Raw genomic sequence first — 18,764 nt, forward strand, 5'->3', positions numbered from 1 at the left:
GACGCGACTTGCGCCGCTGCTACAGGGATCGCGGTGTCGGTGGGTAGGCGGTGTGTCTGTAGCAGCGGCGCGAGCCGCGTCGGCGGGCAACGCAGGGTGTCTGGATGAACGCGGTGAGGCCGGACGCGACTTGCGCCGCTGCTACCGGGATCGCGGTGTCGGTGGGTACGGCGGTGTGTCTGTAGCAGCGGCGCGAGCCGCGTCGGCGGTGGATGCAGCAAAGTGGCGGCGTGCATGGTCTGAACCCGCAAGGAGTTTTTTGCCATGCCCTCACGCCATACCGACATCGAATTGTTCTATAAGCCGCCCTTCGACTGGCAGCGTCTGCTCAGGTTTTACGGCGGTCGCTCCAGTGCGTTGGTCGAGACGGTCATCGACGGCGTGTATCTACGCACCGTCGAATGGCAGGGCGACGAAGGCTTGCTCAGTGTCCGGCAGGACGCGAGCCGTGACTGCCTGATCGCGCGAGTCGATGGGCCGGCCAGCGTTCACCTGCCTGCCTTGGTGCCGCGTCTGCGGCGCATGTTCGATCTGGATCTGGACCCGCAGCAGCTGCATGCCGCACTCGACGGCGATCCCTGGCTGGGCCGCCTGCTGCTGCAGACGCCGGGCTTGCGCGTGCCTGGCACCTGGTCGACCTTCGAACTCATCGTGCGCACCATCGTCGGCCAGCAGGTCAGCGTCAAAGCGGCGACGACCATTGCCGGTCGCCTGGCCGAGCGCGCCGGGCGGGCCGTGGCGCATCCCCAGCACGCACAGGTGGCGTGGCATTTTCCGACCCCGGCCGCCCTGGCCGACGTCAATTTCGAGCGGATCGGCATGCCCAGCAAGCGGGTGGCGGCGTTGCAGAACTTTGCGGCGGCGGTGGCCAACGATCAGCTGCAGATCGAAGCCTTCGTCGATGAACACACCCGTGCCGACCTGACACACCTGCGCAAGGGCCTGCTGGCGCTGCCGGGGATCGGTCCGTGGACGGTCGAATACGTGGCCATGCGGGCCTGGCGCGACCGCGACGCCTGGCCAGGCAGCGACCTGGTGATCATGCAGGAGATCACCCGCGAGCATCCGGAGCTGCTGAAGCTGGGGCACCAACGGCTGCGCAGCGAAGACTGGCGGCCGTGGCGCGCCTACGCCGTCATGTACATCTGGAACGAGCTGATGGACCGCACCGACGGCCAGCGCGGTGGCTGAAAACGTGGCGCCACAGACGCCACGTTTTCAGCCAGACGCTCAGCGCTGCAGCGGTGGCGTGCGCGGCGGGATCACCCGGCGTTGACCGGTGGCCTCGAAGGCCGCGGCCAGGCGCAACAGCTGCGTGTCGTCATAGGCGCGACCGGCAAAGGTCAGCCCCACCGGCATGCCGATGTCGGCCATCAGGCCCATGGGCACAGTAACGGTCGGCACGCCCAGGTGACGGATCGCCAGATTGCCGTTGGCCACCCATACCCCGTTGCTCCAGGCGATGTCCGCTGCCGCCGGATCGACATCAGCCTTGGCTGGAGCCACGTCGGCGACGGTGGGAAACACCACCGCATCCAGCTTCAGGGCCTGCATCCAGTCTTCCAGGTCGATCTTGCGGGTGTGCTCCAACGCGCGCAGACCGTCGGCCAGGGTGTCGATCTGGTCCCAGGGCGTAATGCCCCGCTCCGCCATCTTCACGTATTCGTCCATGCCGGCGGCCAGGTCGCCCTCGCGATTGGGCAGCGTGCCGGGGTCATGGGGGAAGATCAGCGGGCCGTCGACATCCACCAGCCGATTCAGCGCCGGATCACCGTTGGCGCGCAGAAAGTCGTCGAAGGCCCAGGCGGTGAGGTCCCACAATTCATGATGCAGGAACGCCGGGTCGACGATGCCGCGGTTGAACACGGTCGGCGCACCCGGTCGATCGCCTTCGCAGTTGGAGACCAGCGGGAAGTCCACTTCGACCACCTCGGCACCTGCCGCTTCAAGGGCATGGCGGGCCTGCTGCCAGAGGTCGATCACCGAAGCACGGGTGTGAATGCGCTGCCCGGTTGGGCCGCCAATGCCCGGCTGCTCGGCCGTGCCGGCCAGCGGGTCGGCATTGATGTACATGCGCGGCACACCGAAACGCTTGCCCGCCAGCGCCGCGGGCGATACGGCCAATTGCACATAGGACGCCGGGCGCACGCTGGCCACCTTGGGTATCGGCACCCAGGGTTGCAGGCGCCACAGGTCGCCACGGGTGTCGGGGTCGTCGGCGACCACCACATCGAGGATTTCCAGCAGATCGGCCATGGTCCGCGCAAAGGGCACGACCACGTCCATGGTCGGCGTCAGCGGCCAGTTGCCGCGCACCGAGATGATCCCGCGCGAGGGCGTATAGGCACACAGGCCGTTGTTGGACGCCGGGCCGCGTCCGCTCGACCAGGTTTCTTCGGCCAGCCCGAACGCGGCGAAGCTGGCTGCGGTCGCGGTGCCAGCACCATTGGACGAGCCGGAAGCAAACGGCGCGGTGAGGAACTCGGCGTTGTACGGGCTTTCGGCACGGCCGTAGACGCCGCGCTGCATGCCGCCGTTGGCCATGGGCGGCATGTTGGTCTTGCCCAGGCAGATCGCTCCGGCAGCGCGCAGGCGCTCGACGGTGAACGCGTCGCGCTGGGCGACCAGCCCGGCAAAGGCCGGACTGCCGGAGGCCGCAGTCAGACCCTTGACCAGGTAGCTGTCCTTGGCCGTGTAGGGAATGCCATCGAGCGGGCCCAGGGTCTGGCCGCTCGCGCGCCGTGCATCGGCCGCCTCGGCTTCGGCCAGGGCCGAGGGATTGGGCACCACCACGGCGTTCAGCGCGGTGGCCGTGTCGGCGCCGTCATAGGCCGCGATGCGCTCCAGGTAGGCCTGGACCAGTTCGACCGCCGTGGTCTGCCCGCTCTCCAGAGCCGCGCGCAGTTGGGCAATGGAAACCTCGGTGACTTCGATCATGCTGCTCTCCTGCACGATCAGCCCTTGGCGGCCATGGCGGTGACTTCGACACGCATGCCGGAGGCGGCCAGCGCAGTGATACCCACGGCGGCACGCACCGGCCAGGGCTTGGCGAAGAAGCGCTGGTAGACCTCGTTGAAGGCCGGGCGGTCAGCCATGTCGGTCAGGTAGATGGTCAGGTGCAGGACGCGATCCAGCGAGCTGCCCGCCGCTTCCAGCGCCACTTTGAGCGCCTGCAGCGTGCATTCGCTCTGGGCGGTGATGCTGCCCAGTTCCAGGCTGCCGTCGGCGCGGGTCGGAATCTGAGTGGTCACCAGCAGGCCGCCGAAGCCTGCGACGTCCGAGGAAATCGACTCCGGGTCAGGGTCCGGCACAAAGGTGATGTCTGAATGGGCCATGGGAAGCTCCTGAGGTCAATGATGGGCAATGGCGGGCATGTTACAGCCCAGCCATTGCAAATTGAAACGGCGAGCCCGTCAGCCCACCAGGTGCAGGAAGTGCATGTGCCGCTCGTAGTGATCGAGGATGTCGCCGATCACCTCGTCGCGCGACCAGCCCATGACGTCGTGGTCCTGGCCCCCTTCGCGCAGGTGCACTTCGGCGCGGAAATACTTGCGCTCCTCGCCGGTGGGTCCGCTCATGACGAAGCTTGGGGTGGCGTAGGCATGGGGCCGGATTTCATAGATGAAGGCATCGTCGGTCGGGCCGACACTCAGGCGCACACCGCCCTCCTCGCCGTCTTCCACGGTGCAATCGTAACCTTGCAGGCGCCATTCCTCGGCGACGCTGAGGCAGGCCGGACGGGCCACTTCCTCGATGAAGCGCACCACGTGGGCGCGGCGCGGGAACATGGCCAGGGTGCGCAGACGACGCTGCCAGTTGCCGCCGGCCCGTGGCGTGCTCGGGGAAATCGCCAGGGCCTGATGGCGCAGGCCGCGCTTGGTGGCGTCCAGCTTGAGCGCCTTGAGCAGGCCGCGCATGCTCAGCAACAGCGCCAGGGTGAACGGCAGCGCACTGGCGATGGTCGCCGTTTGCAACGCCTTGAGGCCGTCGGCCAGCAATAGCGCGATGGCCACCAGACCCATGCTCGAGGCCCAGAAGATGCGCTGGCGCACCGGGGTGTTTTCCGACCCACCAGAGGCGAGCATGTCCACCACCATCGCGCCGGAGTCGGCCGAGGTGACGAAGAACACCACCACCATGATGATCGCCAGGGCGCTGATCACGCCGGAGAACGGGAAGTGCTGGAGAAACGCGAACAGCGCCAGCGACGTATCCTTGTCCACGGCCATGCCCAGGTCGGTCATGCCCTGCTCGAGAATCATGTGGATCGCGGTGTTACCGAACACGGTCATCCACAGCAGGGTGAACGCGGTGGGCACCAGCAGCACCCCGGTGACGAATTCGCGGATGGTACGACCGCGCGAGATGCGCGCGATGAACAGCCCCACGAACGGTGACCAGGCCAGCCACCAGCCCCAGTAGAACAGGGTCCAGCCGCCGATCCAGTCGGTGGGCTGGTAGGCATTGAGGTTGAGGGTGCGGCTGACGATCTCGCTGAGGTAGCCACCGGTGTTCTGCACGAACGTCTGCAGGATCAACACGGTGGGGCCGAGGATCATGACCATCGCCATGAGTAGGACCGCCAAGCCCAGGTTCAGCTCGGACAGCCGACGGATGCCCTTGTCCAGCCCGGACACCACCGACAGCGTGGCCAACGCGGTGGTGCCGATGATCAGGGCGATCTGGATCGGGATCGATACCGGAATGCCGAACAGCGCGTTGAGACCGGTGTTGATCTGCGCCACACCGAAGCCCAGCGAAGTGGCCACCCCGAGAACCGTGCCGATGATGGCGAAAATGTCCACGGCATGCCCGATGGGGCCATAGATGCGCTCGCCGATCAGCGGATAGAGGGCCGAACGCAGGGTCAGCGGCAGGCCGTGGCGGAAGCTGAAATAGGCCAGGATCAAGGCGACGATGGCGTAGATGGCCCAGGCGTGCAGGCCCCAATGGAAGAAGGTGATGCGCATCGCCTCACCCGCGGCGGCAACGGTGTCGCCCTCGCCGTAGGGCGGATTGAGGAAGTGCATGACCGGCTCGGCGACGCCGAAGAACATCAGACCGATGCCCATGCCCGCCGAGAACAGCATGGCGAACCAGGTCATGCTGCTGTAGTCGGGCGTGCTGTGGTCCGGGCCCAGCTTGATGTCACCGTAGCGGCTGACGCCCAGGAACACCACGGTGCCCAGGATCACCGCCACGGCGAGAATGTAGAACCAGCTGACGTTGGTGAAGATCCAATCCTGCACATGGGCGAACAGGGTTTGCGCCTGTTGGGGCATCAGGCTGGCGAACAGCACCAGCAAGAGCAGCAGGATGGCCGATATCCAGAAGACCGGCGGATTGAGTGTCGAGGCCTCGACGGGGTCTGACTTCACAGTCATTGAAAAGCTCCTGATGGGACGGTGCAGCAGTGGGTGTGTGGCTAGCTGTGACCGCACTGCGCGGCTGGGGTTTACCAACACGCTTCGTCCAGTTCGCCTTTGATGGACCGATTATGTGGCTGGATGTATTTGCTCACATATTCGCGCGGCGAGGCCGGCACGATTGCCGGTGGCGCTCTGTCTATCAGTGACGCTGCAACCTGTTCTTCGATCATCAACCGCTCGACCACCAACCGGAGGATCCATGGCATTCGTCGACACTTATGTGAAAGAGATCATCGCGCTGGAGGTGGCGCTCTTTCATGCGCGGGCTCGTCTGGAAAGCGTGGCGGATGCCGAAGCACTGCACGACCTGCGTATCGCCGTGCGGCGCATCCGCAGCCTGCTGATCCCGGTGCGGGCGGAACCGGCCATGGGCCCGCTGCTGGCGGCGGCCAAGGCCGTGGGGCAACTCACGACCCCTACCCGCGACCTGGAAGTGATGGCCCAGGAACTGGAGAAACGTGGCATGGACGGTGCCGCCGCCAGCCGCCGGGCACGCCTGGAACTGGAGCACCAACTGATCGCCGAGCATGCCACCCTGCAGGCCTTGTTCACGGCGCTGGACGGATGGCCCGCCGCATTCCGCGCCAGTGAGCCGGGCCTGGATTCCAGACACTTCGAAAAGGGGGTGGTGAAGACCCTGAACAAGCACGTCGACAAGCTGCGCCGCGCGCTCAAGGATGCCAAATTCGATCGGCACGAACTGCGCATCCTGGTCAAACGCACGCGCTACCTGACCCAGGCCTTCGCCGACCTTTCTCCGCTGTCATCCAAGGCGGAAAAATCGCTCAAGGCCGTGCAGTCGGCGCTGGGCTCGTGGCATGACCACCATCAATGGTGCCTCAAGGCCAAGGTCGAAGCCGATCTGCAACCGCTGGCGCAGGTCTGGGCCGAAGACTCGGCCGCCGAACTCGAGCGGGCCGAGGCCGAGCTCGACACCCTGGCGCGCCTGCTGCCCAAGCGCAGCAAGCGCTGAGGGCAGCCACGCGGTGGCCGGACGGCGCGCGGGTCACGCCGCCTTGATGCGCGCCGTGACCTGCCCCAGTTCCGTCGACAGTTGATGCAGGTGGCCGCTGGCGCTCTGGGTGCGGTCGACGTTGGCCTGGTTGGTGGTCGCGATGGCGGTGATTTCGACCAGGTTCTGGGCGATGTCGTCGACCACCGCGTTCTGCTCTTCGGCGGCCGTTGCGATCTGCCGGTTCATGTCCCTGATCGCCTCGATCGACTGGGTGATGCGGGTCAGTGTCTGCCCTGCTTCCACCACCTGCTCGACACCCTGATCGCTGCGTTGCTGACCATTTTCGATGGCTTGCACCGCGTTCACTGCGCCGGTCTGCACGGTGTCGATGATCTGATGGATTTCCAGGGTCGAGGCCGCGGTACGCTGCGCCAGGGTGCGCACCTCGTCGGCGACCACGGCGAAACCGCGACCGGCATCCCCGGCGCGCGCCGCCTCGATGGCGGCATTGAGCGCCAGCAGGTTGGTCTGGTCGGCGATGCCACGGATCACCTCCAGCACCTTGCCGATCCGACCGCTGTCGTCGCGCAACTGACGAATCACGTCGCCGGTCAGGGCAATCTCGCCGCGCATGCGGGTGATGGTATGGATGGTGGCCTGCATGGACTGCTCACCGCTTTGCGCCTCGCGGTCGGCATCGGCGGCGGCGGTGGCCGCGCCGGCGGCATGGCGGGCGACTTCCTGCGCGGTGGCGGACATTTCCTGCATCGCCGTGGCCACCTGATCGGTGCGCTCGAACTGCTCGTTGGTGCCCTGCAGCATCACCGCAGCGATGGTGTTCAACTCGCCGCTGGCCTGGTCCAGATCGGCCGTGCTGCGTTGCAGGCGGGTGAAGGTATCGGCGAGAAAGTCGCGCAGGGTGTTCGCTGCCACGGCGAGATTGCCCAACTCGTCACGCCGCTGGCTGACCACGCGCTCGGCCAGATGGCCCTGGCTCAGGCGCGCCACGTAGTCGATCAGGTCGCGCACCGGCGTGACCAGGTTGCGGTTGACCAGCCACAGGCTCAGGGCGGTGATCAGCAGTCCGGACAACAGCATGATGCCGATGCCCCAGACGATCGCCTGGTGGCCCTGCTCGTTGATCAACCGCGACTGCTCATCGGCCAGCCCGCGCAGCTCGGTCACCAGAGCGTTCATCTGCTCGCTGGTGGCACGGTCGACGCCGGCCACGGCGCGGTCGCCGCTGGCGGCTTCGGCCCCGCTGGCCAGGAAGGCTTCGCGACCCTGACGATAGGCCTTGCCCAACGTAGCGTGTTCATCACGCAGGCGCTGGGCGTTCTGGCTGACGCTGGCGGGTACGCCGGGCAATTCGCTCAGGGCCTGCAAGGTGGCCGCCACCGCCCGCTCCTGCTCCTCGAACTGGGCCCAGTACTTGTCCGCGGCCTTGGGGTCCTTGCCACGCAGCAGCACATTCTTCCATTCCTGCACCTGGGTCTTGAACTGAACGTTGGCACGATCGACCAGTTCAGTGGCCCGCAGCGGTCCGGCCACCAGGTGTGTGTAGTCATCCAGGCTTCCTGCGAGGAATTTGAAGCTGCCCAGAGCAATCAGCAGCAGGATGAGCAACCCACCGGCCAACAAGGCCAGCACCTGGGCGCGCAGAGACGTTTTGAACATGACGAACCTCATGATTGGAAGCCCTTGCGAACGCGTGGGCAACCGTTATATCGGCAGGGCTCGGGCGTTGCTTGAGCGCGCCGGCCACGGGACGACGTCCGATGGCGAGTCTCGGGGCGCCCGATAATATTTCGACACGAACGCTTGTGAACTAACGGTTGGCAGCGGCGATCCTCTCTATGCGCAACAAGCGCGTCTGACCCGCCGGTGCATCCGTGCCGATGTTGTCCTTTGATGAGGGATTGTCGTGACCACTACTACCCAACTTGCCTATCGACACAGGCCAGGTCCGCTGCATGCGATCTTCCTGGCCGGTACCGTTCCGCTCTTTCTGGGCGGGCTACTGAGCGACATCGCCTACTACCAGAGCTACCAGATCCAGTGGAGCAACTTCGCCGCCTGGCTGATCGCCGGTGCCTTGGTGTTCTGTGGCCTGGCGCTGCTGTGCGCCCTCATCAACCTGGTCCGCGCGGAGCATAAGGGCGGTCGTCCAGTCGTGTACTTCCTGCTGTTGCTGGTGACGTGGGTACTGGGGCTGGTCAACGCCTTCGAACATGCCAAGGACGCCTGGGCAGTCATGCCTTCGGGGCTGATCCTGTCGGTGATCGTGACGGCACTGGCGCTGATCGCGGCCTGGGTCGGTTTGACCAATCTGCGTTCCGGAGGTGTTCGATGAACTATTCAGGCGCCTTGACGGCCATCAGCGTGGCCTTGTTGCTCGCCGGTTGCGGCAGCGAAGCCGACAGCACCCAGGCCCGCGGGCCCGATCCCAAATTGCCGGAAGCACAGCGCGGCCTGTTGCCGAGCATGAAGATCGCCGAGCCAGTGGCTTGGGGCGACAGCAAACCGACCGTGCCACAGGGCTATACCATCAGCGCGATTGCCACCGACCTGGCGATTCCGCGCCAGACCCTGGTCCTGCCCAACGGTGACATCCTGGTGGCCGAAGGTCGCGGCGGCAGCGCTGCCAAGCTCAAGCCCAAGGACGTGATCGCCAGCTACATCAAGGCCAAGGGCAATACCCAGGTCAAGGGCGGCAACCGCCTGACCCTGCTGCGTGACGCCGACGGCGATGGCACCTATGAGCTGAAGACCGTGTTCGCGGAAAATCTCAACGCGCCCTACGGCCTGGCCTATGCCGACGGCAAGTTGTACGTCGCCAACCAGGATGCCTTGGTGCGCTTCGACTACACCGACGGCCAGACCAAGGCTAGCGCGGCACCGACCAAGCTGGCCGACCTGCCCTCGGCGATCAACCACCACTGGACCAAGTCGCTGGCCATCAGTGACGACGGCCGCTATCTGTACGTGGGCATCGGTTCCAACAGCAACGTGACCGAACGAGGCATGGAAGTCGAGATCGACCGCGCCATGGTCTGGCAGATCGACGCCCAGACCGGCGCGCACAAGCCGTATGCAACGGGTATCCGCAACCCGACGGCGCTGACCATCCAACCGGGCACTGGCCAACTGTGGGCCGTGGTCAACGAACGTGACGAGCTGGGTCCGGACCTGGTGCCGGACTACTTGAGTTCGGTCCGTGAAGGGCAGTTCTATGGCTGGCCGTACAGCTACTGGGGCCAGAACGTCGATCCTCGCGCCCAGCCGCAGAACCCGGAAAAAGTCGCGGCGGCGGTCAAGCCCGATTACAGCCTTGGATCGCACGTCGCCGCATTGGGTGTGGACTTCTCGATCCCGGCCATGGGCGAGAAGTTTGCCCAAGGCGCGTTCGTGGGCGAGCACGGTAGCTGGAACCGCGACAACCCCGTGGGCTACAAGGTCATCTTCGTGCCGTTCGCCGGTGACAAACCCGCCGGTGAGCCGATAGATTTCGCCACGGGTTTCCGTGGTGACGATGGCAAGACCCGTGGCCGTCCGGTCGGTGTAACGGTCGATCCGCGCGGCGCGCTGATCATCGCCGATGACCTGGCCAGCACCATCTGGCGCGTCACACCCAGCCGTTGAGGCTGGCTTCGGGGCGCCCTTCCCCGAGGTGTTGTCCACCGGCGCGCGTTCAGCGCGCCGGTTGTTCATTGCCCCCCTGCTTCCCGATCAGCGACTCATCACCGTCAAGGCATCGACCAGGGCGTGCATGTCGGCGGGCGTCGTGTTGATCCCCGGTGTCACCCGAATGCAGGGCCCGCAGGCGGAGCCGTCACGGGCGACGGTGAAGATATCGAACTGGGCGAGGAGCTGGTCGATCTTGCCCTGCTGGTCCTGCACGTCGCGGAAACGGAACGAGGCGATGCAGCAGGACAGGCGCGGGTCTTCGGGCGTGAGCACTTCGATGCCCGGCAGCCTTCGCGCAGGCGCCAGCCACAGGTCACGCAGGTAACGCAGGCGCGCGCCCTTCACTGGCCAGCCGCCCAACGCCTGGTGTTCGGCAAACACCGTGGGCAGGCTCATCAACGCGGGGACGTTGGGGGTGCCGTAGGGGCTCAGGCAGCGAATGTCGTCGGCTGGATAGCTGGGGTTGCCCATGTCCGGCGAGAAGTCGGCGAGGCGCTCGCGGCGAACGTGAATGACCCCCAGGCTGAGCGGCGCGCCAATCCATTTCTGCAGGTTGAAGCCCGCCAGCTCGATGCCCAGGTCCTGCAGATCGACCTCCATCTGACCGAGCGAATGGGCGCCGTCCAGAATCACGTCGATGCCGTGGGCACGGGCCTCGGCGGCAATGGCCTTGATCGGCATGACCAGCCCGGTACGGTGGGTGACGTGGGTCAACGCCATGAGCTTGAGCCGCGGATGGGTGGCGAAGGCCTGGCGGTAGGTCTGGAGCAAAGCCTCGTAGCTGGCGGGGTGCTCGTGGACCAGACGCACCAGCTCGACACCGCGGGCCTGCTGCAGCCAGTCGAAGGCACCCTGCACCGAGCCGTAGTCCAGGTCGCTGATCAACACCTGATCGCCCGGCTGCAGACGCGTGTAGTTGCGGATCAGCGAATACAGGGCTTCGGATGCGCTGCGGGCGAAGGTCAGCTCACCTGCGGGCACGCCCATCAGCTCGGCGAGCTGCTGGCGGATGTCGTCGGCCTCATGCTTGTCGAAGTGCTGGCGCACGTGCACCGAGTTGCTGCGGTTGACATGACGGATCGCGTCTTCATAGGCGCTCACCACGCCTTCGCTCATGCGACCGAAATAGCCGCCGTCGAGGTTGATCGGTCCGTCGTCGCGTGGGTAGCGTGCAGCAACGTCCGTCCAGAAGGTTTCATCCATGGCCAATTCGGCGGGGCTTTGCGTTACGCAGGGCATGACAGCACGCTCTTGAGGGGAAGACACCGAGCATCGCTTCGCCGGACGTGGGATGCAAGGGGCAAGGCCGGTCGTCGCCGACATGAACAGAGCGCCCTTGGTTATTTGACCATTCGTTCAACAATCCCTAGGGTAGCCAGCTTCATTTTTGTCCGAGATGCTCATGACCACCCGTTCCAAGCTTCCGCCGACCGTCTACCTGTTGGGTTTGACGATTTTCTCGCTGGTGACCGCCGAGTTCATGGTGGCCGGGATGATGCCCGCGCTGGCCGCTGCGTTTTCCGTGAGCCTGGCCCAGGTCGGCAACCTGATTGCCCTGTATGCACTGGGCATGGCCCTGGGCGGGCCACCGGTCACGGTGCTGCTGCTGTCGCGCGGCATCAGCAACCAGCGCGCGCTGGTCGGGCTGCTGGCGGTGTACGTGCTGGCCGGCGCGCTGGCCGCCGCGGCGCCGACCTATACGGTGCTGGCCGTGGCACGCATCGTCATGGGCGTGTCCAGCGCCGCCTGCATCGGCCTGTGCATGACCCTGTGCGCCGGGCTGGTCAGCCTGCAGGACCGCGGCCGGGCCATTTCGGTGGTGCTGGCCGGACTGATGCTGTCGCCGGTGGCCGGCGTGCCGGCGACCGCCTGGGTCGAACATCACTATGGCTGGCGGGCCAGTGCCTGGTTGGTGGTGGCGCTGGCCTCGCTGTGCACGGCGCTGGTCGCCACGCGCCTGCCGCGCGCCGAGGCCGGCGACGAGCCGTCGCTGGGCAGACAGTGGATCAGCCTGAAGAACCGCAGCCTGTGGGGTGCCTACATCACCAGCGGCCTGATCATCGGCGCGACCTTCGCTGCGTTCAGTTATTGCACGCCGATCCTGATCGAGGAAGTCGGCGTGGCCCCCGCCCAGGTGGCGCCGTTGCTGGCGCTGTACGGCGTGGCCAACGTGCTGGGCAACATGGTAGTGGGCCGGATCGCCGATCGGCATACCTTCGCCGCCCTGGGTTGGGGCTTGGCCTTGCTGGTGCTGGCGCTGGGCGGATTCGCCCTCGCTGGTCAGGTGTTCTGGCTGAACCTGGCCTGCTTCCTCACCGTTGGCCTGACCGGGGTCGCGCTGAACCCGGCCATGGTTGCGCGGGTGATGAAGGCCGCCGAGCCCGGCGCGCTGGTCAACACCCTGCACACCTCGGTGATCACCGCCGGGCTGGCCCTGGGCAGTTGGGCCGGTGGTGCGGTGATCGATGCTGGTCTGGGACTGCGCGCCCCGTTGTGGCTGGGCGCCGGCATGGCGCTGCTGGGCCTGCTCAGTCTGCTGCGGCCCTGGTACAACGCCACAGCCCCCGCCGCCGCCGCACGCTGAGACCAACTCAGCCTACAGCGGTTTGGCCAATACGCCGGAGGGGGCATGGTCGGCCGCCGACGCTGGGTCGGTCTGATCCAGTTCTCGTGACACCGAAAGACGTTCCTCGGCGATGCGCTGAACCAGATTCAGCGCACGCTCGGCACTGCCCAGCAACGCCAGGATGGCGCCGCGTTCGTCCCAGCCCAGTTTCTGCTCGGGCTGCAGGCAGCGCTCGCGCAGGGCCAGCAGGTCCCTGGCGTGGGCGTTCGGCAGGTAGGCGCCCTGTGGCCCCTTGCGCACGGCCGGCTCGACGATATCGAGAATGGCGTCGACGATTTTCCGCGCATTGGCGCAGAACACCTGGCGCTCGATGCGGCGGGCGATCTGCGACAGGGTTCGGGTCAGGCTTGCGCTGAAGTCTTCTTCCTCGATGAGGCTGGCGAGCAGATTGGTTTGCCGCGCCGTGACATCGTTCTTGAACATCTGCGCGGTGTAACCGCGAATTTCCTGGCTCAGGGTGTCCAGCGCATGCTCATGTTCCGCGGCGTTCTTCAGCGCCTGGGATTGGCCGCGCGCCGCGTCCAGCAGCAGGCCCATGCCCTGGCTGTAGCGGGTCAGTTCCTGGCTGACGGCGGCCACGCCAGTGTTGACGTTGGCCAGCGCGGCACGGTCGAGATGACGCGGTACGGCATAGTCCTCCGCGTCGCTGCGGCTGGCGCCGATGCGCGAGAGCACGCGCTCGAACACGCCGATGAAGGGAAACATCAGCGCCGTGTTGAAGATGTTGAAGCCGATGGAGTAAAGCCCCACCGCCACGGGCACCATCGGGAAGCTTTCCTTGCCATCGACCGTACTGGTACGGGTCACGTCCATGCCGAACAGGCCCATGGTCCCTTGCAGGATGTCCATGGACAGAAAGAACAGCGGAAACATCACGGCAACGCCGATGAAGTTGAAGGCGATGTGGGCATAGGCCGCGCGCTTGGCGTTCTTCGACAGGTTGAGCGAGGCCAGCCATGAGGTGACGGTGGTACCCAGGTCGGCGCCGAGGGAGAACGCCACCGCCGTCTGCCAATCCAGAATGCCAGCCGCCCCCAGGCCCATGACGATGCCGATGGTGGCCGACGAGGAATGGATCATGGCAGTGATGCCGGCGGCGGTCAGCACGCAGATGGCCAGGCCGGTGTAGCTGTCGGCGCGCAATCCGGAGATGACCGACATCACTTCCGGCAGTTCGCGCAGGGGCTTGAGCCCGCCGGTCAACAGGTTCAGACCGTAGAAGATCAACGAGAAACCGATGATGGCGATGGCGAGATGGCGGGTCTTTTCGTTCTTGCTGAAGACATAGACCAGGGCGAACAGCCCGGCGAAGATCAGTCCCAATGGCCCCAGCGGCATGGCGATCAAGCCGTTGCCCAGGGTGGTGCCGATGTTGGCGCCCATGATCACGCTGATGGCCGGCCGCAGCCCGACCACGCCGGCGTTGACCAGACCGACCGTCATGACGGTCATGGCCGTGCTGGACTGCAGCACGCCGGTGATCACGGTCCCGGCGGCCAGGCCCTTGGCCGGCGTGCCGGCCAGCTTGGCCAGCCAGGCGCGCATGCGGTTGGCCGCCAGGTTGTTGATGCCGTCGGACATGAATTCCAGCCCGAGCATGAAAATGCCCAGGCCACCGATGACAGGGACCAGCAGGTCTTTGAAGATATCGATTTCCATGGCGGCTCTTTGCGGTAGAGAGGATGGCCGGCGCGCCCGGGGTGTGATCCTCGAAGCTAGACATGAAATGTGACATATGGGTGACGCGCGGCCGCCATTCCCCTTTGCTGCGACCGCCGGTGTAGTGGCCGAGTGCAGCTGACGCGGCTTGCGCCGCTGCTACGAAACACCGCGTTCCCCTGTAGCAGCGGCGCGAGCCGCGTCCGGGGACGACGCGGAGAAGGTGACACACCGCATGGCCAATGACGCGGCTCGCCCCGCTGCTACAGAGGCTTGCGAGTCGCATCCGAGACAACGCGGAGAAACGGACACACCGCATGGCCAATGACGCGGCTTGCGCCGCTGCTACAGAGGCTTGCGAGTCGCGTGCGGGGACCACGTGGGGGGTGGGGCACTGCATTCGCAGTGACGCGGTTGCAGGACATTTTTACCGGGGTGGACGACGCGCGTAGGAAATTTCTGACACAATACTGCAAACGATTCGCATTATCTTGTCTAGCCAGGAAGCTTTTCATGTCTCGCATGTCCCGTTCGCCGCTCCCCTACCCTCCGCAAAACCTGCTGGCCCTGGCCATCTGCATGGCAACGATCACGCCAGCCCTGGCCGACGACAGCGCCGCGAGCCAGCAGCAGCCGGCGCCGGGTGTCATCGAACTGGGGGCTAGCGAGATCACCTCGAACGCATTCCAGCTGGGCAGCTACACCGAGGGTTCCCAGTCCTACACCACCGGCAGCATGGCGACGGCTACCAAACTGCCGCTGAGCCTGCGTGAAACGCCCCAGGCAGTGACCGTGATCACCCGCCAGCGCATGGACGACCAGGCCATGACCAGCATCAACGATGCGGTGCGCGCTACCCCTGGCCTGTTCCTCAGCTATGCCAACGGTCCCGGTCGCCAGGCCTATACGGCACGCGGTTTCGACATCGACAACCTGATGTACGACGGCATCCCCAGCGGCTACTCGGGCGTCACCATCGGCGCCCAGCCCAACCTGGCGATGTTCGATCGGGTCGAGGTCGTGCGTGGTGCGACGGGCCTGGTCACCGGTGCCGGCAACCCCTCGGCGGCCATCAACCTGGTGCGCAAGCGGCCGCTGGCCGAACAAAAGGTCACCCTGACCGGCGCCGCTGGCAGCCACGACGACTACCGTGGCGAAATCGACGCTTCCAGTCCGCTCAATCAGGCGGGCACGCTGCGCGGTCGCGTGGTGGCGTCCTACCGCGACGCCAACAGCTTTATCGATGGCGTGGAAGAGGACCATGGCCTGTTCTACGCGGTGACCGAAGCGGACCTGAGCGAAGACACCCTGCTGACCGTGGGTTTCTCTCACCAGAAGGACAAGACCAACTATTTCTGGGGTTCGTCGATGATCGGCCAGGACGGCCATCACCTGGACCTGCCCCGCTCGTACAATCCGGGCACCAAATGGGAGAACAAGGACCAGGAAATCAACACCGTGTTCGCTGAAGTGCGCCAGCGCCTGGCCAACGACTGGAACCTGCAGGTCAACGCCAACTATGCCGAGCAGAACGGCCTGTTCTCCGGCTCTTATCAATCGCGCTGGTTCGAAAATACCCTGGCACGTACCGTGTACCAGTCGGCACACGATGAAAACCAGGCTGGCCTCGATGCCTTCGTCAGCGGGCCGTTCCAGGCGTTCGGACGTACTCACGAACTGGTGGTCGGCGCCAGCAGGCGCATCTACGACATGACCACGCACAACTACGATCCCTACGACACCAACTGGCCGATCAACGCTGGCAAGCCGAACTTCACCCATACCGACAACGACCGCGAAGTCACCACCCAGGATGGCCTGTACATGACCACGCGCCTGAGCCTGGCCGACCCGCTGAAGCTGATTCTCGGTGGCCGCCTGGACTGGTACGACTATGACAACCGCGATGGCGAAGGCGACTACAAAGTCACCCGCAATGTCACCCGCTACGCCGGGCTGATCTTTGATCTGGACGACCACCATTCGCTGTATGCCAGCTACAGCGACATCTTTACCCCGCAAAGCGCTCAGGACACCAGCGGCACACCGGTGCGGCCGATTCAGGGCAAGAACTACGAGATCGGCATCAAGGGCGAGTATTTCGATGGTGCGCTGAATGCCAGCCTCGCGCTGTTCCGGGTCGATCAGGAAAACCGCGCGGTGCAGATCTTCGTCGAGAACTGCCCTCAGCTCAGTTGCTACGAAGCGTCGGGCGAAGTGCGCAGCCAGGGCATCGACTTCGAGCTGCAGGGAGCGCTGACCGAGAACTGGCAGGTGGGCGGTGGCTACACCTACGCGCGGGTGCACACGCTCAAGGACAGCGCCAACCCACAGAACGAAAACCAGCGCTACGACACCGACATTCCCGAGCACCTGTTCAAGGTCACCACCACCTACCGCTTCCAGGGTCCGCTGGAGAAACTGCGCGTGGGCGGCACCCTGTCCTGGCAGAGTCGCCTGTACAACGACGTCGACCTGGCCGATGGCGGCAGCTACCGCCTGGAACAGGGCAGCTATGCCGTCACCGACCTGATGGCCGGCTATCAGGTGAGCCGCAACCTGGACCTGCAGATCAACGCCAACAACGTGTTCGACCGCAAGTACTACAACGCCATCGCCACCTCGACCAGCTATGGCGGCGACAGCTACGGCAACCCGCGCAACCTGATGCTGACGGCCAAGTACAGCTTCTGATCGGCAGCCGCGAGCGGGTCGATGGGCCGTACTGGTATCATCGACTCACTTCTCCCCTGGGCCACGCCATGAATCGTCGCAAGAAGATCAAACAGCTGTTGCAAGCACATGCCAAGAAGGCCAGCGCCAAGTTGGCGCCGCAGAGCAAGGACCGTTACATCAGCAAGGCGGACCGGGCGAAGCTGGCGCTTGAGGCCGAAAGCGCAAGTCCCGCTGTCGATCAGGCCTGAAGCGGATCGGGCCTGTGCTTCAGAGGTAGTGCAGCGGCAAAATCTGGTCGCGCGTCAGCGGCGCCAGTTCGAGCTTGGCCACTGTTGTGGCATCGACCCACAGCGCTTCTTCGATTTCCGCAGCGGGGCTGACCTGAGCCTTGATGCGTACCTGAAAGAGCTCGCAATGCACTTCATGGCCGGGCTCGTTGGCGGCCACGGCTGTGTAGGTACCCAGAAATCTGGCTTCGGCCGGATCCACCGCGATGCCCAACTCCTCCTCCAACTCACGAACCAGTGCCTGGGCAGGCTGCTCGCCGGATTCGATCTTGCCGCCTGGCTGCATGAAGGCACGCGTGTTGCGCTTGCGCACCAGCAACGTTTGCCCTTGCTCGTTGAGCAGCAGTGCGGCAGCGATATGGATGGTGGCGGCCATGGCGTCTCTCCTGAAAAAAGGTGGGCACCATGGCACGCCGTGCATGAGCTGGCAATTGCCACTGGAGAACGTTTGGGGGTGGTTCTCGGTCCTATCGGTACGATCTTCTGGCAGGGCGGTGGACCATGGCGTTGATACCCGATCTATCCGGCAGTGCGTCTGTACTGGTCTGTGGCGCCAGCCAGGGCATCGGCCTGGCGTTGTGCGAGCAGTTGTTGCAGCGTGAGGATGTCGCCCAGGTGTTTGCGGTTTCCCGGCAGGCCACGACCAGCGCCGAGCTGGCGGCGTTGGCCGAGCGCCATGGACCTCGTCTGGTCAGCCTCGATTGCGATGCGCGCGATGAACAGGCCCTGCAGCGGCTGGCCGATGCGGTGGCGGCCGATTGCGCTCATCTGCATCTGGTGATCAGCACGCTGGGCATTCTGCATCAGGACGGCGCGCGGCCGGAAAAAGGGCTGGCCCAGCTGGATCTGAGCAGCCTGCAGGCCAGCTTCGCCACCAATGCCTTTGCCCCGGTCCTGCTGCTCAAGCATCTGCTGCCCCTGCTGCGCAAACAGCCCGCCACCTTCGCCGCGCTGTCGGCCAGAGTCGGTTCGATCGGCGACAACCGCCTGGGTGGCTGGTACAGCTATCGCGCCAGCAAGGCGGCGCTCAACCAGCTGTTGCGCACGGCCAGCATCGAGCTCAAGCGTTTGAATCCTGCGGCCACGGTATTGGCCTTGCACCCAGGCACCACCGACACCCGGCTCTCGCAGCCCTTCCAGGCCAACGTCCCGGCGGGCAAATTGTTCGACCCCGATTTCGCCGTCCGTTGCCTGCTCGAATTGATCGGCCAGCACGGGCCGGTGCAAACCGGCAGGTTCTGGGCCTGGGATGGGCAGCCCATACCGTGGTGAATCTGACGCGCCGCATTCGCGCTGCCGCGACAAAACACCATATTCTCCTGTAGATACTCTGTTACCGGTCAAGCTTTCGCGAGATGTTTTTCGCTGAAAAGCTTGGCCGTATCGAAGTCTGTACCGGTTCGGATGCAGGCCCAAAGTCCGGTCAGGTATTTACGCATGACTGC

General features: G+C 65.2%; 15 protein-coding genes. 8 read left to right on the plus strand and 7 right to left on the minus strand.

Features of this window, described 5'->3' with window-relative positions; all coding sequences use genetic code 11:
• Positions 1-264 precede the first annotated feature (264 nt).
• A complete protein-coding gene (locus tag QMX89_RS21295; RefSeq protein WP_282349760.1) occupies positions 265-1,191 on the plus strand; it encodes an AlkA N-terminal domain-containing protein in 927 nt (308 codons plus the stop codon).
• Between the two features lie 39 nt (positions 1,192-1,230).
• On the opposite strand, the gene QMX89_RS21300 is transcribed toward QMX89_RS21295, so the two are convergent.
• The 3 genes from QMX89_RS21300 to betT form a co-directional block, all read right to left on the minus strand.
• On the minus strand, positions 1,231-2,937 hold the full coding sequence (locus QMX89_RS21300) for an amidase (protein WP_282349761.1): 1,707 nt from the start codon (positions 2,935-2,937) through the stop codon (positions 1,231-1,233).
• 17 nt (positions 2,938-2,954) lie between these two features.
• On the minus strand, positions 2,955-3,335 hold the full coding sequence (locus QMX89_RS21305; protein WP_282349762.1) for a RidA family protein: 381 nt from the start codon (positions 3,333-3,335) through the stop codon (positions 2,955-2,957).
• 78 nt (positions 3,336-3,413) lie between these two features.
• Positions 3,414-5,384: a choline BCCT transporter BetT gene (betT, locus tag QMX89_RS21310; protein WP_122741787.1), complete on the minus strand. Its 1,971-nt coding sequence runs from the start codon at positions 5,382-5,384 to the stop codon at positions 3,414-3,416.
• A 244-nt stretch (positions 5,385-5,628) separates the two neighbouring features.
• Between betT and QMX89_RS21315 the strand changes: the two genes are divergently transcribed.
• On the plus strand, positions 5,629-6,402 hold the full coding sequence (locus tag QMX89_RS21315) for a CHAD domain-containing protein (RefSeq protein ID WP_282349763.1): 774 nt from the start codon (positions 5,629-5,631) through the stop codon (positions 6,400-6,402).
• A 33-nt stretch (positions 6,403-6,435) separates the two neighbouring features.
• On the opposite strand, the gene QMX89_RS21320 is transcribed toward QMX89_RS21315, so the two are convergent.
• Positions 6,436-8,061: a methyl-accepting chemotaxis protein gene (locus QMX89_RS21320; RefSeq protein WP_282349764.1), complete on the minus strand. Its 1,626-nt coding sequence runs from the start codon at positions 8,059-8,061 to the stop codon at positions 6,436-6,438.
• Between the two features lie 247 nt (positions 8,062-8,308).
• Between QMX89_RS21320 and QMX89_RS21325 the strand changes: the two genes are divergently transcribed.
• On the plus strand, positions 8,309-8,737 hold the full coding sequence (locus QMX89_RS21325) for a DUF2231 domain-containing protein (RefSeq protein WP_049859035.1): 429 nt from the start codon (positions 8,309-8,311) through the stop codon (positions 8,735-8,737).
• Positions 8,734-10,026 (plus strand): sorbosone dehydrogenase family protein, encoded by a 1,293-nt coding sequence (locus QMX89_RS21330; protein ID WP_282349765.1) that lies wholly within the window; start codon positions 8,734-8,736, stop codon positions 10,024-10,026. Before QMX89_RS21325 ends, QMX89_RS21330 begins: the two co-directional genes overlap by 4 nt.
• Positions 10,027-10,113: 87 nt before the next feature.
• Here QMX89_RS21330 and QMX89_RS21335 read toward each other — a convergent pair whose 3' ends face one another.
• Positions 10,114-11,310, minus strand: a complete 1,197-nt coding sequence (locus QMX89_RS21335) for an aminotransferase class V-fold PLP-dependent enzyme (RefSeq protein ID WP_282349766.1) — start codon at positions 11,308-11,310, stop codon at positions 10,114-10,116.
• 163 nt (positions 11,311-11,473) lie between these two features.
• Here QMX89_RS21335 and QMX89_RS21340 point away from each other — a divergent pair, with 163 nt between their 5' ends.
• The gene (locus QMX89_RS21340) at positions 11,474-12,655 is read left to right on the plus strand and encodes an MFS transporter (protein WP_282349768.1); all 1,182 of its coding nucleotides are present in this window, start codon (positions 11,474-11,476) and stop codon (positions 12,653-12,655) included.
• A gap of 12 nt (positions 12,656-12,667) precedes the next feature.
• Here QMX89_RS21340 and QMX89_RS21345 read toward each other — a convergent pair whose 3' ends face one another.
• On the minus strand, positions 12,668-14,356 hold the full coding sequence (locus QMX89_RS21345; protein ID WP_282349770.1) for a Na/Pi symporter: 1,689 nt from the start codon (positions 14,354-14,356) through the stop codon (positions 12,668-12,670).
• A gap of 513 nt (positions 14,357-14,869) precedes the next feature.
• On the opposite strand from QMX89_RS21345, the gene QMX89_RS21350 reads away from it, so the two are divergent.
• Positions 14,870-17,050, plus strand: coding sequence for a TonB-dependent siderophore receptor (locus tag QMX89_RS21350; RefSeq protein ID WP_282349771.1), 2,181 nt, complete (start codon positions 14,870-14,872; stop codon positions 17,048-17,050).
• Positions 17,051-17,118: 68 nt separating this feature from the next.
• A complete protein-coding gene (locus QMX89_RS21355; protein WP_282349772.1) occupies positions 17,119-17,280 on the plus strand; it encodes a DUF2986 domain-containing protein in 162 nt (53 codons plus the stop codon).
• A gap of 19 nt (positions 17,281-17,299) precedes the next feature.
• Here QMX89_RS21355 and QMX89_RS21360 read toward each other — a convergent pair whose 3' ends face one another.
• On the minus strand, positions 17,300-17,695 hold the full coding sequence (locus tag QMX89_RS21360; protein WP_049859030.1) for an NUDIX domain-containing protein: 396 nt from the start codon (positions 17,693-17,695) through the stop codon (positions 17,300-17,302).
• 125 nt (positions 17,696-17,820) lie between these two features.
• On the opposite strand from QMX89_RS21360, the gene QMX89_RS21365 reads away from it, so the two are divergent.
• The gene (locus tag QMX89_RS21365; protein WP_282349773.1) at positions 17,821-18,591 is read left to right on the plus strand and encodes an SDR family NAD(P)-dependent oxidoreductase; all 771 of its coding nucleotides are present in this window, start codon (positions 17,821-17,823) and stop codon (positions 18,589-18,591) included.
• Positions 18,592-18,764: the final 173 nt, after the last annotated feature.

Origin of the sequence: Pseudomonas sp. PS01301, from assembly GCF_029960215.1 — a bacterium.
Taxonomy (GTDB): domain Bacteria; phylum Pseudomonadota; class Gammaproteobacteria; order Pseudomonadales; family Pseudomonadaceae; genus Aquipseudomonas; species Aquipseudomonas coleopterorum.

Coding starts and splice junctions, on each gene's coding strand:
- QMX89_RS21360 (WP_049859030.1), bottom strand. CDS start 17,695: ATGGCCGCCACCATCCATATCGCTGCCGCACTGCTGCTCAACGAGCAA.
- QMX89_RS21320 (WP_282349764.1), bottom strand. CDS start 8,061: ATGTTCAAAACGTCTCTGCGCGCCCAGGTGCTGGCCTTGTTGGCCGGT.
- QMX89_RS21355 (WP_282349772.1), top strand. CDS start 17,119: ATGAATCGTCGCAAGAAGATCAAACAGCTGTTGCAAGCACATGCCAAG.
- QMX89_RS21330 (WP_282349765.1), top strand. CDS start 8,734: ATGAACTATTCAGGCGCCTTGACGGCCATCAGCGTGGCCTTGTTGCTC.
- QMX89_RS21315 (WP_282349763.1), top strand. CDS start 5,629: ATGGCATTCGTCGACACTTATGTGAAAGAGATCATCGCGCTGGAGGTG.
- QMX89_RS21345 (WP_282349770.1), bottom strand. CDS start 14,356: ATGGAAATCGATATCTTCAAAGACCTGCTGGTCCCTGTCATCGGTGGC.
- QMX89_RS21340 (WP_282349768.1), top strand. CDS start 11,474: ATGACCACCCGTTCCAAGCTTCCGCCGACCGTCTACCTGTTGGGTTTG.
- QMX89_RS21350 (WP_282349771.1), top strand. CDS start 14,870: ATGTCTCGCATGTCCCGTTCGCCGCTCCCCTACCCTCCGCAAAACCTG.
- QMX89_RS21295 (WP_282349760.1), top strand. CDS start 265: ATGCCCTCACGCCATACCGACATCGAATTGTTCTATAAGCCGCCCTTC.
- QMX89_RS21300 (WP_282349761.1), bottom strand. CDS start 2,937: ATGATCGAAGTCACCGAGGTTTCCATTGCCCAACTGCGCGCGGCTCTG.
- QMX89_RS21365 (WP_282349773.1), top strand. CDS start 17,821: ATGGCGTTGATACCCGATCTATCCGGCAGTGCGTCTGTACTGGTCTGT.
- QMX89_RS21335 (WP_282349766.1), bottom strand. CDS start 11,310: ATGCCCTGCGTAACGCAAAGCCCCGCCGAATTGGCCATGGATGAAACC.
- QMX89_RS21305 (WP_282349762.1), bottom strand. CDS start 3,335: ATGGCCCATTCAGACATCACCTTTGTGCCGGACCCTGACCCGGAGTCG.
- betT (WP_122741787.1), bottom strand. CDS start 5,384: ATGACTGTGAAGTCAGACCCCGTCGAGGCCTCGACACTCAATCCGCCG.